Origin of the sequence: Streptomyces cirratus, from assembly GCF_014650775.1 — a bacterium.
In the GTDB taxonomy this organism is placed as follows: domain Bacteria; phylum Actinomycetota; class Actinomycetes; order Streptomycetales; family Streptomycetaceae; genus Streptomyces; species Streptomyces cirratus.
In genome coordinates, this window is record NZ_BMVP01000014.1 from 127,368 (window position 1) to 142,097 (window position 14,730).

Sequence of the window (14,730 nt, forward strand, 5' to 3'; positions counted from 1 at the left end):
GACCTGCACCACCCGAAGGGAAAAGGCAGCGGAGCAGAGCTTATGTGTTCAGTATGTGAAGTCAATACCTCGGTGGAGTTACCTCAGAGAGAACTGAACTTCACTTCTTGAATGCACAGTGGTCGGGTTCGGGGTGCTGGTCAGCGCAGGCGCTGACTGATGACCTTCGAAACGCCGTCGCCCTGCATCGAGACGCCGTAGAGGGCGTCCGCGATCTCCATCGTCCGCTTCTGGTGCGTGATGACGATCAGCTGAGAGCTCTCCTGGAGCTCCGCCATGATGCGGATGAGCCGCTGCAGGTTGGTGTCGTCAAGGGCTGCCTCCACTTCGTCCATCACGTAGAACGGGCTGGGCCGGGCCTTGAAGATGGAGACCAGCAGGGCTACGGCCGTGAGTGAACGCTCCCCGCCGGAGAGCAGGGAGAGCCGCTTGACCTTCTTGCCCGGCGGCCGGGCCTCCACATCCACCCCGGTGGACAGCATGTCGTCCGGATCGGTGAGGACGAGCCTGCCCTCCCCTCCCGGGAACAAACGCGCGAAGACACCCTCGAACTCCCGGGCCGTGTCCTGGTACGCCTCGGTGAAGACCTGCTCCACCCGCTTGTCGACCTCCTTCACGACTTGAAGGAGGTCGGCCCGAGTCTTACGGAGGTCCTCCAGCTGCTCGCTGAGGAACTTGTGCCGCTCCTCCAGGGCCGCGAACTCCTCCAGCGCGAGCGGGTTCACCTTCCCGAGCTGCTGGTACGCGCGCTCGGCCGCCCTGAGGCGCTTCTCCTGGCGGGCGCGGTCGAAGGGGCCGGGTCGGTTGCGGGGGTGCTCCGGGTCCTCGGGGAGCTCCTCCCCTTCGGCGGGCGGCGACGGCGGGACGGGCTGGTCCGGCCCGTATTCGGCGACCAGTCCGGCCGCCTCGACCCCGAACTCCTCCAGGGCCCGGCCCTCCACCTGCTCGATCCGCATCCGCTTCTCGGCGCCGAGCACCTCGCCCCGGTGCACGGAGTCGGTGAGCTTGTCCAGCTCCCCCTTGAGGTCGCGGCCCCGGGCGCGGGCGTCGGCGAGCTCCTGCTCCCGCAAGCCCTTGGCCTGCTCGGCGAGGGAACGCTCCCGCTCGGCCCGGCCGATCGACACCTCCAGGTGCGCGAGCAGCTGCCGGGCCCCGTCGGCCACCCCCCGGCCGACCTCGGCCTCGTGGCGCAGGCGCCGGCGGCGGTGCTCCGCTCGGGTCCGGGCCTCGCGCTCGGCGCGGGCGGCGCGGTCGAGCGAGTCGGCACGGCCGGCCAGGCCCTTGACCCTCTCCTCGTGGGTCCTGAGCTGGAGCCGGGCCTCCATCTCGGTCTGCCGGGCGTTGGCTCCGTCGGCGGCGAGCCGGTCCCGGGCGGAGGTGTCGGGCTCCTCCTCCACCGGCGTCTCCTCGGCGATCGCGAGCCGCTCGGCGCACTCCTCGACCTCCAGGCGGGCCTGGTCCAGCGCGTCCTGCGCCCGGGCCGCGGCCGCGGCGCTGCGCTCGGCCTCGCCCGCGGCGCCCTTGGCCTGCCCGGCCAGCCGGCCGAGCTGCTGCGCGACCTGGGCCCTGGCCTGCTCCCCGGCCCGGCGCCGCTCGGCCAGCTCCTCCACGAGGGCTGCCGCGGCACGGCGCCGGTCCTGGGCGGCGGCCTGGGCGGCGGCGAATTCCGCGCACGCGGCGTCCAGACGGGTGATTTCGGCGTCGGCCTCGTCCACGGCGGCCTGCACTTCGAGGAGGCTGGGCGCCCCGGCGGAGCCGCCGTGGGCGATGTGGGCCCCGAGCACGTCCCCGTCGGCGGTCACGGCGACGAGGTCGGGGTGCTCGGCCACCACCGCCTCGGCCTGCGCCAGGGTCCCGACGACGACGTACCCCCGCAACACCCACCGCACGGCCCCCATCACCGCGGCGTCCCCGTCCACCAGCTCCACGGCGGGCAACCCCGGGCCGGCCCCCACCGCGGCGGCACCGCACGCAACCTGCGCAGGACCCCCGCCGAAGGCCTCGGCCCGGCCGGGACCGTTGCCCGCGCTCCCGCCCCGCGCCGCGGCGCCGGCCGGGGAAGCGGCGCCGCCCGAGGGCCCACCGGGGGCGCTGTCCGCGCTGCCGGCCTGCCCGCCGGGCTCCGTCCGGGGGCCGCCGGGGCCGGGCTTGGGGCCGGCTCCGCCCGGGAACCCACCGGGGACGTCCTCTCCGGTGCTGCGCTGCGGCCCGAACGCGGCCGGGGTCACGCCCTCGGCGCTGCCCCGGCCGCCACCCTGCGGCCCGCGCTGCGCGGAAGTTCCGCAGGGGGTGGCTCCGTTCGGGGTGGCGGCGGGAGTGGCCGACTGGGGTGGGACGGTCGCAGGGGGGCGGGGGGTGATGAGGAGGGTGGCGCGGCCGGCGTCGGCGTCGCGGAGGTGGCGCAGGGCGTCGGCCGCCTCGGCCGGGGAGGCGACCGCCAGCGCGTCGGCCGCCGCGCCCAGCGCCGCCGCGACCGCGACTTCGTACCCCGGCGCCACCCGCACCCGTTCGGCTGCCGGCCCCAGCAGCCCGCCCAGCCGCGCCGCCAGCAGCGCCCCCGTGCCGTCCTTGCGCCGCAGACCCAGCGCCAGCGCGTCCCGCCGCGCCGATACCGCCGCGCGCGAGCGCTCCGCGCTGGTCAGCGCCTCGCGCGCCCCGGCCAGCGTCGCCTCTGCCTGCTCCAGCCCGGCCCGCGCAGCCTCGTACTCCGCCTGCGCCGACGGCTCGTCCCCGCCCCCGACCTCCTCCGCCAGCGCCTCGTACTCGGCCTGCGCGGCCTCCGCCCGGCTCCGCGCCTCGTCCCGCGCCGCGATCAACCGGTCGATCTCCGCCTGCGCCGCACCCGCCCGCGACCGCGCGGCGCCCAGCCGCCCCGTCAGCCGGGCCAGGCCCTCGCGCCGGTCGGCGATGGCCCGCGCCGCGTCCCGCAGCCGCCGTTCCTCCTCCGCCAGTGCCCGCTCCAGCTCCGCCCGGTGCTCGACGGTGTCCTCCAGCGCCCGCGAGGCCGCCTCCAGCGCCGCCGTCAGCTCCGCCTCCTGCTCGCGGATCCGCTCGGCCTCCCGTTCCAGCTCCTCGGGATCGCGCCCGCGCCGTTCCTCCTCGGGCGGCGCCGAGGCCGACTTGACCCGCGCCTCGGCCAGCGACGCCGTCCCCCGTACCCGCTCGGCGAGCTGGGACAGCTCGTACCAGGTCTGCTGCGCCCGCTGCAGACGCGGCGCGAGGTCCCGCACCGCTTCCTCCAGCTCGGCCTCGCGCCGCACCGCGCCCGCGAGTTCCCGCTCCGCCGACTCCTTGCGCTCCTTGAGCGCCGCCTCGTCGGCGATCTCCGCTTCCAGCGCCCCCCGCAGCGTGACCAGGTCGTCGGCGAGCAGCCTCAGCCGCGCGTCCCGCAGGTCGGCCTGGATCACCGCAGCCCGGCGGGCCACCGCCGCCTGCCGCCCGAGCGGCTTCAACTGGCGGCGCAGCTCGTCGCCGAGGTCCTGCACGCGCGCGAGGTTGGCCTGCATCGCGTCCAGCTTCCGCAGCGCCTTTTCCTTCCGCTTGCGGTGCTTCAACACCCCGGCCGCCTCCTCGATGAAGGCGCGGCGGCCCATCGGGTCGGCGTGCAGGACGGAGTCCAGCTGGCCCTGTCCGACGATGACGTGCATCTCGCGGCCGATGCCGGAGTCGGAGAGCAGCTCCTGGATGTCGAGCAGGCGGCAGGTGTCCCCGTTGATCTGGTACTCGCTGCTGCCGCCGCGGAACATGATCCGGGTGAGGGTGACCTCGGCGTACTCGATGGGCAGGGCGCCGTCGGAGTTGTCGATCGTGAGGGACACCTCGGCGCGGCCGAGCGGCGGGCGGCCCGTCGTGCCGGCGAAGATGACGTCCTCCATCTTCCCGCCGCGCAGGGATTTGGCTCCCTGTTCCCCCATGACCCAGGACAGCGCGTCCACCACGTTGGACTTACCCGAACCGTTCGGGCCCACGACGCAGGTGATCCCGGGTTCGAACCGCAGGGTGGTGGCGGAGGCGAAGGATTTGAAGCCACGCAGGGTCAGGGACTTGAGGTGCACGCCGCCGGACTCTACCTTTCGCGTTCGGTTTCGCCCTTGAAGGTCCCGGGCAGATCAGACGCTAAAGGAAACGGCCCCCATCTGGCCCAATGCCCCCGATCGGCGCACAGGTCACCGGAGGCGAAGGCGCAGAGAAGGGGCGAGGAGGCGGCGGAAAGGAAGAAGGGACGCCGAAGCGTCCCTTGCAGATCGTGCTGGCTGGAGTCGAGCGTCGACGCGAGAGCGCGGATCAGGTGAGCGCAGGCTCCGCCTGGGATACGTCGAGGGTGTCCAGCAACGTGTCTCCGTGCTGAGCGGCGGCCGCATTCAGTGCGTCGTTTTCGGACTGGATCCGTCCGAGTTCGGACTCGAGGTCCTGGACGCGCTGCTGAAGCCGTCGCATCTCGGCGAGGAGTCGCGGGTCAGAACCGCCGACGTAACCGAGAAGCGCCTTTGCCATGATGGATGGTCCTCCACACTGAGTGACCGACCGAAGCGGTGTGGGTCGTGAGGGAATCGCACCCGCGGCGGTCCGGCAGCAACTGTCAGTCACTGCGCTTGCTACTGTCAGCGCTGCCGAACAGCTCAGGTGCGCGGGGCTTCCAGCGTCTCACCAAAAAGTTTGACGGTCAACACGATCACGCCCTGTATCGGCGGGCAGCCCGGGCCTCGCACGGGGCGCGGAGATCATCCTCATCTCCGAGCCTTCCACGTTTCACCGGGCGCGGCAACGCCTCCGCGAGGAATTCGCAGTTCCGAGGCGGTGCGGACCGCCCGCGGATGCGATCAGCCCATGATCGGCTGATCGGTCACCGGATGGCGAACCCGTCGTAGCCACCGCGCGGTGTGCCCCAGATCTCTGTTACTCCGTCCACCCTCCCGGGCGTGTCGCCCGAGCGCAGCCAGTCCAGCAGCCGGTGGCAATTCTCACGTTGACCCTCGGCCACCACCTGTACTCGGCCGTCGTCCAGGTTCAGCGCGAAGCCGACGACGCCTCCGATCTCCAGCGCATTGGCCCTGGTGAACCAGCGGAAGCCCACTCCCTGTACTCGGCCGCGCACCCAGGCGGTCAGCCGGACGTCTTCGTTCATGCGTGAACGCTAACCGGACGATCACTTTCCAGGCACATCACCCCCCTGGGCCCATGGCGTACAGTCGCGCACCAATGAACTCACCCATTTGGGGGAGTTAGGGATGATCTTGTGAGGAAGGCCAGCCGGATGGGACGCCACCGACTCCACGCCGCACCGCCCGCCGGCGGCAAGCGCCGCACCGTCGTGCGCAACGGTCTGCTGGGCGTCTCCGTGGCCGTCGCCCTCGGCACGGCGGCCGTGACCACCGGTCTCGTACCGGTGGGCGACTCCTTCCCCTACGTGGGTACGGACTCCGGCTCCAAGACAGAGGCCAAGGCGTCGCCGACGCCGGACGCCGGCAGCTCCCTCCAGCAGCAGGGCGGCCTCACCGGGCTTCCGGGCCGGGCCGTGCCCTCCCCCGCAGCGAGCAGCGCCTCCCCCACCCCGTCCGCTTCGCCTTCCCCCTCGGCCTCCGCCTCCCCGTCGCCCACGCCCACGCCCTCGGCGTCCACCAAGGCTCCGGAGCCGGTGAAGACCACCGCCGCCCCGAAGCCCGCGGCTCCCAAGCCCGCCGCCCCCAAGCCGGCAGCGCCCAAGCCGGCCGCGCCCAAGCTTGCCGTCCCGGCTCCCGCGACGGGTGACAGCCACTCCTCCGAGGAGGCGGCCGTCCTCACCCTGGTCAACCAGGCGCGCGCCCAGGCGGGCTGCGGCGCGGTCCGGGCGAACCCCCCGCTCGCCTCCCTCGCGACGGCGTTCAGCAAGGACATGGCGGTCAGGGGCTTCTTCGACCACACCGACCCCGACGGGCACACCCCCTGGGACCGGGCCCAGGCCGCCGGCATCTCCGGCCTCGGCGGCGAGAACATAGCCCGGGGCCAGGGTGACGCGGCTTCGGTGATGAACGCCTGGATGAACAGCCCGGGCCACAAGGCGAACATCCTCAACTGCGAGTTCCGCACCCTGGGCGTCGGCGTCTACTTCGGCGCCGGCGGCCCGTGGTGGACGCAGGACTTCGGCTTCTAGCCGAGGCCCCGCGTCCGGCAGGAACCCCCCTGTCCCTGCCCCTGTCGCTGACCTGACCGGGCTCAGGCGGCCAGGGCGGCGCGGCCGGCCACGATGACGCGGGCGTGCTGCGCGACGCGGCGGCCGAGGTGTTCGGCGGTGGCTATGTCGGCCTTGTGGACGTCCTCCACCCCGTGGTCGGTGTGGGTCTGGGCGGCCGCACCGGCCGAGAAGCCGAGCCGGTTGAGGTCGTGCTCGGAGGCGGTGCTGGTGTTCCAGCCCGGCTTGAGACCGAGGTTGACCCAGCTCATGGCGTGCTGCGCGGCGAGGGTCTGGAAGAAGCCCAGCGTGCCGGACTTGTCGCCGTTCTTGGAGCCGGAGTTGGTGAAGCCGGCGGCGACCTTGTCCTGCCAGACATCGCCGAACCAGCGCTTCGAGGTGGCCTCGGCGAAGGTGTGGAAGGCGCCCGAGGCGGTGCCCATGTAGGTCGGCGAGCCGAAGACGATCGCGTCGGAGGCGTCGAGGAGCGCCCACTGCGCGTCGTCGATCTCGTCGACCTTGATCAGGTGGACCGTGGCTCCGGCCTCGGCGGCACCGGCCCGGACGGCCTCGGCGAGGACCGCGGTGTGTCCGTATCCGGAGTGGTAGGCGACGGAGACGACGGGGGCGTGGGCAAGGGCGGACATGGCGGTTCTCCTAAGAAGTGCTCGGGGCGCCCCCGCGGTGAGTGGCGGCGACGAACCCAAGAGAAGCACTAACTTTTGGAAAGCGCAAGCGCATGGTTAGCGCTGTGGAGGGGTACGCTGGTGTCATGGAGAAACCCCTCTGTCCCGAGACGACGTACACGGACCTCCCGTTCGACGTGTACGCGCGCACGTGCCCTTCACGGGAAACCCTGGAGCACGTCACGGGCCGCTGGGGCAGCCTCACCGTGAGCGCCCTGCGCGAAGGCCCGTGCCGGTTCAACGAGCTGCGCCGCCGGGTCGACGGCGTGAGCGAGAAGATGCTCTCGCAGACCCTGCACGCACTGGAGCGCGACGGCATCGTCAGCCGTGACGCCCAGCCGACCAACCCGCCCCGCGTGGACTACGAGCTGACGCCGCTGGGCCGGGAGGTCGCCGACCGGCTGCTGTCGCTGATCCACTTCGTGGAGGGCAGCATGCCCGAGGTCCTCGCCGCCCGGGAGTCCTACGACGGCAGCCGCGGCGGCCGCTGACAGCGCGGGCAGAAGTAGCTCGACCGGTTCATCCACGGCCGGCGCCGCATGGGCGTACCGCAGCGCCGGCAGGGCTCGTCCTCGCGCCCGTACGCATCGAGCGAGCGGTCGAAGTAGCCGGACTCCCCGTTCACGTTGACGTAGAGACTGTCGAAACTGGTCCCGCCGACCTGGAGGGCGGCGTTCATGACCTCCCGGACGTGCGTCAGGAGTTCCGCGCTGCGGGGGCGCGTGAGCGTGGCGGTGGGGCGCTCGTAGTGCAGCCGCGCGCGCCAGAGCGCCTCGTCCGCGTAGATGTTGCCGACCCCGCTGATCAGGGACTGGTCCAGCAGCGCCCGCTTGAGGGTGGTCCGCTTGGCGCGCAGGGCGAGGTGGTAGGAGGGCTCGTCGAAGAGGGGGTCCAGCGGGTCGCGCGCGATGTGCGCGATGACGTCGGGCAGCCCCTCGGGGCTCTCGGGGGCGGTCTCGTGCAGCGAGAGGCCGCCGAAGGTGCGCTGGTCGACGAAGCGCAGCTCGGTCCCGGCGTCGTCGGTGAAGCGCACCCGGATCCGCAGGTGCTTCTCGTCGGGCGCTTCGGTCGGCTGCACCAGCAGCTGCCCGCTCATGCCCAGGTGCCCGAGCACCGACAGGTCCCGGCCCTCCAGGGGCAGCCACAGGTACTTGCCGCGCCGCATCGCCACCCCGAAGGTCTGGCCGGTCAGCCGGGCGACGAAATCGGCCCCGCCGCCGGGATGACGGCGAACCGCCCGGGGGTGCAGGACCTCCACGGCGGCGACCGTCCGCCCGGCCACCCAGCGCTCCAACCCCCGCCGCACCACTTCGACTTCGGGCAGCTCGGGCACGGTGTTCCTCCGACGGGTACGTTTTTGCGGCTCACTCGCGAGCCTACCGGCCTGCCCCGCCGCGACTCCCCCGGGCCACCGGCGGACGAGCCCGTGACAAGGGCGGGCCGCCTCCCCGAGGAGCCGGCAAAACAGGACGCCCGCCCCTGCGAGGCAGGGGCGGGCGGTGGTTCCCGAAGGAAGCGTCAGGCGCCCGTCGCCGGACCGGCGGGCGTCGGCGCCCCGCCGTCCACGGCCGTGGCGTCGTCGGGCCCGGCCGTGGCCGGGACCGCCGCCGGAGCGGCGGCGGCCGCGGCCTGCGCCGCGATCCGCTCGTCCGCCGCGGTACGGATCCCGCGCCACGCGGACTCCGCCGCCTGCTGTTCCGCTTCCTTCTTGCTGCGGCCGGTGCCGGTGCCGTACGAGACACCACCGACGCGAGCGGCAGCTGTGAAGGTCTTCTCGTGGTCCGGTCCGGTCTCGGTGACCAGGTACTCCGGTACACCAAGGCCTTCGGCCGCCGTGAGCTCCTGGAGACTGGTCTTCCAGTCCAGGCCGGCCCCGAGGTTGGAGGACTTCTCGATGAGCGGGTCGAAGAGCCGGTGAACCAGCTCCGAGGCCGCGTCGAGGCCCTTGTCGAGGTAGACCGCGCCGATCACCGCTTCAAGCGTGTCGGCGAGGATGGAGGCCTTGTCCCGGCCGCCCGTGCCCTCTTCGCCCCGGCCGAGCCGGATGAAGGAGCCGAGGTCGAGGCCGCGCCCGACCTCCGCCAGTGCGCGCGAGTTGACCACCGCGGCCCGCAGTTTGGCCAGCTGGCCTTCCGGCAGGTCGGGGTGGGTCGTGTACAGCGTGTCCGTGACCACCAGGCCGAGCACGGAGTCCCCGAGGAACTCCAGGCGCTCGTTGGTGGGCAGACCGCCGTTCTCGTACGCGTACGAGCGGTGGGTCAGTGCACGCACCAGAAGGGCGGACTCGAGTTGGTACCCGAGCCGCCCTTCCAGAAGCACGTGGGACGAGGCCGCGTTGTTACTGTCTGCCTGCTTCTCAGCGTTGGACAGCTCAGACATTGCGCCTCTCACCAGCCGCTCAGACCTCGAGGACCTGGCGCTTGTTGTAGGTGCCGCAGCTCGGGCACGCAATGTGCTGGAGCTTCGGCTCCTGGCAACGCTCGCACGAAACCAGGGTGGGGACCGCAGCCTTCCACTGCGACCGGCGGTGGCGCGTGTTGCTGCGCGACATCTTCCGCTTCGGAACAGCCACGGCTACTTCTCCTGCTTCTCGGCGGCGCTCTGAACTCCGTCAGATGCAGTGCCGCTCATGTTGTCCTTCTCGTCGTCCTGATCGGTCACGACGAGTTCCTGCAGAGCCGCCCAACGGATGTCGACGGCGTCATGGTGGTGGTCCGGGTCCTCGTTCAGATTGAGCCCGCATTCGGGGCACAGTCCGAGACAGTCCTCCCGGCACACCGGCTGCAGCGGCAGTGCGAGCACCACCACGTCACGCAGCACGGGTTCGAGGTCGAACAAGCCGTCCTCAAGGTGGAGCGTGTCCTCGTCGTCCTCGGCGTCGTCGGCCGGCTCCGCCTTGGAGCGGGTCCGGTCGTCGGCGTCAGGGTACGAGAACATCTCCTGGAAGTCCGCCTTGAGCTCGCGCTCGACGGTCTCCAGACACCTTACGCACTCCCCCACGGCCCGGCCACGAGCGGTGCCTGTGACAAGCACCCCTTCCATGACCGACTCCATTCGGAGGTTGAGCTTCAACGGGGCGCCTTCCGGCACTCCGATGACGTCGGCGAGACCGAGGTCCGCCGGCGCCGCGATCTCGCGGGACAGCCGCTGCATGGCACCAGGACGCCGACCCAGCTCGTGCGTGTCGAACACGAGGGGGTTGCGGTGGTCGAGGCGGGTGTTCAGGGCCGGTTCCTGCTTTCACAGATCGCTGAAGATCGAGGACTGCGCCACAAGTGGGGCACTTGAGGGCAGCATGGATCGCGGTGCATACGCGCGACCGAACAGCCAGGATACCCGGCGCCGCGCCCAGCGCCCAATCCGGCCTAACGCCCCTGCTCGTACTGCCGCAGCTGGTCCAGGTCGATCATGCTCGTGTCGAAGAGGCTGGTCTCGTCGAGCGCGGGCTGCTGGGCGGCCTGGGGCTGGTGGTACGCCGCGTAGGGATCGGGCTGCTGCTGGTAGGGCATCCCGTACGGGTCCGGCTGCTGGACCTGCTGCTGGTAGCCGTACTGGTCCTGGTAGCCGGAGTACGGGTCCTGCTGCGGCTGCTGCTGGCCTTCGTAGGCATAGCCGCCGTACGCGTCGTAGGCCGGTTCCTGACGGGTCTGGGCGGGGACCGGAGCCGCGGCGGGTGCGGGTACCGGTTCGGCGAGGCCCGCCAGGAAGTCCGCGTCGCTCGCCGAGCGGGACTGCGAGGCGTCCGCAGCGTCCTGGGCGGCCATGTGCGCGCCCAGGTCGTCCGTCGGGACCCGGCCCAGCAGCTTCTGGCGGCCCCGGCCGACGGCCTCCAGGGTCTTGGAGAGCACCGCCTCGAAGGTCGCCAGCTTGGCGTCCACGTACGCGTCCGCCTGCTCGCGCTGCGTCTGCGGGTCACTGCTGCGCTCGGGGGCGTCCGTTTCGGGGTACCCGTGCTCGTCCAGCCCCGGTCCGCGGCCCAGCAGCTTCTCGCGGCCGCGGTCCACGGAGCCGATGGTCTTGCTGAGGACGACCTCGAAGTTCGCGAGCTTGCTGTCGACGTAGTCGTCCGCCTCGGCCCGGATCTCCCCGGCCTCCCGGCGGGCGTCCGCGAGGATCCGGTCGGCCTCGGCCTGCGCCCGCCGCGCGATCTCGGTGCCGGAGATCAGCGAACCGCGCTCGGCGTGCGCGGACTCGATGATGCGGTCCGCCTCCCGGCGGGCCTCCTCGACCATCTGGTCCCGGCCGCCGATCAGCTCCTGTGCCTGGGCGAGCGAGCCGGGGAGCGCCTTGCGGACCTCTTCCAGCTCGGCGAGCAGCTCCGCGCGGTTGATCACGCAGGAGGCCGACATGGGCATGGACCGGGCGCCGCTGACGGCCGCGACGATCTCGTCGAGCTTCTTCTGCACGTCCATGGGGGCTCGCACTCTCTCGGCCTCGGGCGGTTCCCGAGTCGGACGGGACGACTTTAAGGCCGCCGGGCGGGCGCGCGGGACCGGCTGGGGGAACGCCCCGCGGTCAGCGTTCGGCGAGTCGTGCCAGGAGCGCCGCGTGTACGTGCGCGGGCAGCAGGTGGGCGACGTCGCCGCCCCACGCCGCGACCTCCTTGACCAGGGAGGACGACAGGAAGCTGTAGGTGGGGTTGGTGGGCACGAACAGCGTTTCGACGCCCGACAGCCCCATGTTCATCTGGGCCATCTGCAGCTCGTAGTCGAAGTCGCTGACGGCGCGCAGACCCTTGACGATCGCCGGGATGTCCCGCTGCTTGCAGAAGTCGACGAGCAGTCCGTGGAAGGACTCGACCTGGACGTTGCCGTAGTCGGCCGTCGCCTCGCGGATCAGCTCGATCCGCTCCTCGACGGTGAACAGCCCCTTCTTGGACTGGTTGATCATCACGGCGACGTGGACGACGTCGTAGAGCCGGGAGGCCCTGCCGATGATGTCGAGGTGTCCGTTGGTGATGGGGTCGAACGACCCGGGACAAACGGCGCGGCGCAAGTGAAGTCCCTCGCTCTCCGGTGCGGGCATCATGACTCTTCGCTGGTGAAGGCGGCGCGACCGTACCAAAGGGTTCCTTCGCCGTACTTCCGCGACCGGAGCGGCTCGAACCCGTCGGGCCACGGGAAGGCGCCGCTCCTGGTGCTGCGTTCCACGGTGACCAGTGCGTCGTCCGTGAGCCAGCCATTGGACCGGAGTGTGAGCAGGATCTCCCGGAGATCATCGTGCCCGACGGCGTACGGGGGGTCGAGGAACACGATGTCGTAGGACTCCCCCTGGGGGGGCGCCGCGACGATCTGCTCCGCCTTCCCGGCCCGGAAGTCCGCGCCCGGCAGACCGACCGCCTTGATGTTGTCGCGGATCGCCTTGGCGGCCTTCGCGTCGGGCTCGACCAGCAGTGCGTGGCCGGCTCCGCGCGAGAGCGCCTCCAGGCCGACCGCGCCGGAGCCGGCGTACAGGTCAAGTACGCGGGACCCTTCCACGCCGTGCAGGGATTCCCAGGTGGAGAAGAGCCCTTCGCGCATCCGGTCCGAGGTCGGGCGGGTTCCGGTGCCGGGGGGCACGGCCAGCCGTCGCCCGCCGGCGCTGCCGGCGATCACGCGCGTCATCTGGGTCCTTGGGGTGGGGAGGAAGGGGAGTGCGGGGATGCTTGTGCGCTCCAACGATATGTCGTACCGGTCAGCCCTTCTCCAGGTACTGCTCGCGCTCGGTGTCCAGCAGGGCGTCCAGCGCGGTGCGCAGGCCCGGCAGGCCGGTCAGCTCGGGGTCCTCGGCGACCACGCGGGTGGCTTCCTCGCGGGCCTGGGCGATGACCTCCTCGTCCTCGATGACCGCGAGCATCCGCAGCGAGGAGCGCACGCCCGACTGGGCCTGGCCGAGCACGTCGCCCTCGCGGCGCTGCTCCAGGTCGATCCGGGACAGTTCGAATCCGTCGAGGGTGGCGGCGACGGCTGCGAGGCGGGCCCGGGCGGGGCTGGCCTCGTGCATCTCGCTGACCAGGAGGCACAGTCCGGGGGCGGAGCCGCGGCCGACGCGGCCGCGCAGCTGGTGGAGCTGGGAGACGCCGAACCGGTCGGCATCCATGATCACCATCACGGTGGAGTTCGGGACGTTCACCCCGACCTCGATGACGGTGGTGGCGACGAGCACCTTGACCTCGCCGGCGGCGAAGCGGCGCATCACGTCGTCCTTGTCGGCGGGGTCCATCCGCCCGTGCAGCACCTCGACCGACAGCCCGGCGAGCGGGCCCTTGACCAGCTGTTCGGCGATCTCCAGGACGGCCAGCGGAGGCCGCTTCTCGCTCTCGTCCTCGGCGGACTTCTTCTTCGGGTCGTCCGCCTCGTCGCCGATGCGGGGGCAGACGACGTAGGCCTGGTGGCCGTTCTCGACCTCCTCGCGGACCCGCTCCCAGGCCCGGGCGAGGAAGTGCGGTTTGTCCTTGGCGGGGACCACGTGCGTGGCGATCGGGGAGCGGCCGGCGGGCAGCTGGTCGAGGACGGAGGTCTCCAGGTCGCCGAAGACGGTCATGGCGACGGTGCGCGGGATGGGGGTGGCGGTCATGACGAGCAGGTGGGGCGGCTGCTTGCCCTTCGAGCGCAGGGCGTCGCGCTGTTCCACCCCGAAGCGGTGCTGTTCGTCGACCACGACGAGGCCGAGGTCGTGGAAGCGCACCTTGTCCTCGATCAGGGCGTGGGTGCCGATGACGATGCCGGCTTCGCCGGTGACCAGGTCGAGGAGTGCCTGCCGCCGGGCGGGCATTCCCATGGAGCCGGTCAGCAGCACCACTTTGGTGCCCTGGTCGCTGCCGCCGAGCATGCCGCCCTCGGCGAGCTCGCCCATCATCTCGGTGATGGAGCGGTGGTGCTGCTGGGCGAGCACCTCGGTGGGCGCGAGCATCGCGGCCTGCCCGCCGGAGTCGACGACGGCGAGCATGGCCCGCAGCGCGACCATCGTCTTGCCGGAGCCGACCTCGCCCTGGAGGAGGCGGTGCATGGGGTGTTCGGTGGCGAGGTCGTCGAAGATCTCCTTGGAGACGCTCTGCTGGCCCTCGGTGAGGGTGAAGGGCAGCTTCGCGTCGAAGGAGTCGAGCAGGCCGCCGGGGCTGGGGCGGCGGGCAACGGCCGGCAGCTGGGAGTCGGCGTGCCGGCGGCGGGCCAGGGCGACTTGGAGCACGAAGGCCTCGTCCCACTTGAGGCGCTGCCGGGCGTCCTCGATGTCGGCCTTGGTTCCCGGCCGGTGGATCTTGAGCAGCGCTTCGGGGAGCGGGACCAGGCCGCGCCCCTCGCGCAGCGCCGCGGGGAGCGGGTCCACGGTCTCCTGGGCCCTGGGCAGGACGGCGTCCACGCACTTGGCGATCTTCCAGGACTCCAGTTTGGCGCAGGCCGGATAGATCGGGATGAGCTGGTTGGCGAAGGCGGTGGCCGCGTCCCGGTCGGAGGCGTCGGCGCCGAGCGGCTCGTAGGCGGGGTGGGAGAGCTGGAGCTTGCGGTTGAACATGCCGACCTTGCCCGCGAACATGGCGCGGCTGCCGGGCAGCAGGTCCTTGTGCGGTTTGTGGACGCCCGCGCCGAAGAAGACGAGCTGGAGCCGGCCGCTGCCGTCGGTGATGGTGACTTCCAGGCGTTTCCCGCCGCCCCGGCTGCCCTGGTAGGTCAGGAGCCTCGCGTCGGCGACCTGCGCGACGACCGTCACGTGCTCGTCGATCTGGTCGGCGAGGTCGGCGAGGGGCGTCAGCTCTCCCCGCTCCGCGTACCGCCGCGGGTAGTGGTGGAGGAGGTCCAGGGCCGTGTGCAGGCCGAGCTGCTCGGCCAGCACCTTCGCGGTGGCGGGGCCGAGCGTCTTCTTGAGGTCTTCGTCGAGCGCGGGCACGTGTTCCATTGCACACCATGGCTCCGACAACGC

Annotated in this window: 14 protein-coding genes; 2 read left to right on the forward strand and 12 right to left on the reverse strand. The window is 71.8% G+C overall.

What is annotated here, in order from left to right; all coding sequences use genetic code 11:
• Nucleotides 1-140: 140 nt before the first annotated feature.
• The 3 genes from IE207_RS26760 to IE207_RS26770 form a co-directional block, all read right to left on the reverse strand.
• Nucleotides 141-4,055 (reverse strand): AAA family ATPase, encoded by a 3,915-nt coding sequence (locus IE207_RS26760; protein WP_190186878.1) that lies wholly within the window; start codon nt 4,053-4,055, stop codon nt 141-143.
• 229 nt (nt 4,056-4,284) lie between these two features.
• The gene (locus IE207_RS26765) at nt 4,285-4,494 is read right to left on the reverse strand and encodes a hypothetical protein (protein ID WP_136213338.1); all 210 of its coding nucleotides are present in this window, start codon (nt 4,492-4,494) and stop codon (nt 4,285-4,287) included.
• 349 nt (nt 4,495-4,843) lie between these two features.
• Nucleotides 4,844-5,125 carry an acylphosphatase gene (locus tag IE207_RS26770; protein WP_190186879.1) on the reverse strand — a complete coding sequence of 94 codons (282 nt, stop codon included), beginning with the start codon at nt 5,123-5,125 and terminating at the stop codon, nt 4,844-4,846.
• A gap of 129 nt (nt 5,126-5,254) precedes the next feature.
• Here IE207_RS26770 and IE207_RS26775 point away from each other — a divergent pair, with 129 nt between their 5' ends.
• Complete coding sequence (locus IE207_RS26775; protein ID WP_190186880.1) at nt 5,255-6,130, forward strand: CAP domain-containing protein; 876 nt, start codon at nt 5,255-5,257, stop codon at nt 6,128-6,130.
• Between the two features lie 62 nt (nt 6,131-6,192).
• Here IE207_RS26775 and IE207_RS26780 read toward each other — a convergent pair whose 3' ends face one another.
• A complete protein-coding gene (locus IE207_RS26780; protein ID WP_190186881.1) occupies nt 6,193-6,795 on the reverse strand; it encodes a flavodoxin family protein in 603 nt (200 codons plus the stop codon).
• Between the two features lie 125 nt (nt 6,796-6,920).
• On the opposite strand from IE207_RS26780, the gene IE207_RS26785 reads away from it, so the two are divergent.
• Nucleotides 6,921-7,325 carry a winged helix-turn-helix transcriptional regulator gene (locus tag IE207_RS26785; RefSeq protein WP_190186882.1) on the forward strand — a complete coding sequence of 135 codons (405 nt, stop codon included), beginning with the start codon at nt 6,921-6,923 and terminating at the stop codon, nt 7,323-7,325.
• On the opposite strand, the gene mutM is transcribed toward IE207_RS26785, so the two are convergent.
• The 8 genes from mutM to recG all read right to left on the reverse strand — a co-directional run bounded on the left by mutM (nt 7,298) and on the right by recG (nt 14,706).
• A complete protein-coding gene (gene mutM, locus IE207_RS26790) occupies nt 7,298-8,167 on the reverse strand; it encodes a bifunctional DNA-formamidopyrimidine glycosylase/DNA-(apurinic or apyrimidinic site) lyase (RefSeq protein WP_190186883.1) in 870 nt (289 codons plus the stop codon). The genes IE207_RS26785 and mutM overlap by 28 nt on opposite strands.
• Before the next feature lie 185 nt (nt 8,168-8,352).
• On the reverse strand, nt 8,353-9,213 hold the full coding sequence (gene rnc / locus IE207_RS26795) for a ribonuclease III (protein WP_190186884.1): 861 nt from the start codon (nt 9,211-9,213) through the stop codon (nt 8,353-8,355).
• A 19-nt stretch (nt 9,214-9,232) separates the two neighbouring features.
• Nucleotides 9,233-9,406 carry a 50S ribosomal protein L32 gene (gene rpmF / locus IE207_RS26800; protein WP_003965982.1) on the reverse strand — a complete coding sequence of 58 codons (174 nt, stop codon included), beginning with the start codon at nt 9,404-9,406 and terminating at the stop codon, nt 9,233-9,235.
• Nucleotides 9,407-9,408: 2 nt separating this feature from the next.
• A complete protein-coding gene (locus tag IE207_RS26805) occupies nt 9,409-10,059 on the reverse strand; it encodes a YceD family protein (RefSeq protein WP_190186916.1) in 651 nt (216 codons plus the stop codon).
• Between the two features lie 140 nt (nt 10,060-10,199).
• Nucleotides 10,200-11,246: a DivIVA domain-containing protein gene (locus IE207_RS26810; RefSeq protein WP_190186885.1), complete on the reverse strand. Its 1,047-nt coding sequence runs from the start codon at nt 11,244-11,246 to the stop codon at nt 10,200-10,202.
• A 103-nt stretch (nt 11,247-11,349) separates the two neighbouring features.
• On the reverse strand, nt 11,350-11,829 hold the full coding sequence (gene coaD, locus IE207_RS26815; RefSeq protein WP_190186917.1) for a pantetheine-phosphate adenylyltransferase: 480 nt from the start codon (nt 11,827-11,829) through the stop codon (nt 11,350-11,352).
• A gap of 29 nt (nt 11,830-11,858) precedes the next feature.
• Complete coding sequence (gene rsmD, locus IE207_RS26820; protein ID WP_190186886.1) at nt 11,859-12,437, reverse strand: 16S rRNA (guanine(966)-N(2))-methyltransferase RsmD; 579 nt, start codon at nt 12,435-12,437, stop codon at nt 11,859-11,861.
• 70 nt (nt 12,438-12,507) lie between these two features.
• On the reverse strand, nt 12,508-14,706 hold the full coding sequence (gene recG, locus IE207_RS26825) for an ATP-dependent DNA helicase RecG (RefSeq protein WP_190186887.1): 2,199 nt from the start codon (nt 14,704-14,706) through the stop codon (nt 12,508-12,510).
• Between the last annotated feature and the right edge of the window lie 24 nt (nt 14,707-14,730).

Bases quoted from the DNA above. Each gene is read 5' to 3' on its own strand.
- IE207_RS26765 (WP_136213338.1), bottom strand. From the start codon at position 4,494: ATGGCAAAGGCGCTTCTCGGTTACGTCGGCGGTTCTGACCCGCGACTC.
- IE207_RS26770 (WP_190186879.1), bottom strand. From the start codon at position 5,125: ATGAACGAAGACGTCCGGCTGACCGCCTGGGTGCGCGGCCGAGTACAG.
- IE207_RS26775 (WP_190186880.1), top strand. From the start codon at position 5,255: ATGGGACGCCACCGACTCCACGCCGCACCGCCCGCCGGCGGCAAGCGC.
- IE207_RS26780 (WP_190186881.1), bottom strand. From the start codon at position 6,795: ATGTCCGCCCTTGCCCACGCCCCCGTCGTCTCCGTCGCCTACCACTCC.
- IE207_RS26785 (WP_190186882.1), top strand. From the start codon at position 6,921: ATGGAGAAACCCCTCTGTCCCGAGACGACGTACACGGACCTCCCGTTC.
- rnc (WP_190186884.1), bottom strand. From the start codon at position 9,213: ATGTCTGAGCTGTCCAACGCTGAGAAGCAGGCAGACAGTAACAACGCG.
- IE207_RS26810 (WP_190186885.1), bottom strand. From the start codon at position 11,246: ATGGACGTGCAGAAGAAGCTCGACGAGATCGTCGCGGCCGTCAGCGGC.
- rsmD (WP_190186886.1), bottom strand. From the start codon at position 12,437: ATGACGCGCGTGATCGCCGGCAGCGCCGGCGGGCGACGGCTGGCCGTG.
- recG (WP_190186887.1), bottom strand. From the start codon at position 14,706: ATGGAACACGTGCCCGCGCTCGACGAAGACCTCAAGAAGACGCTCGGC.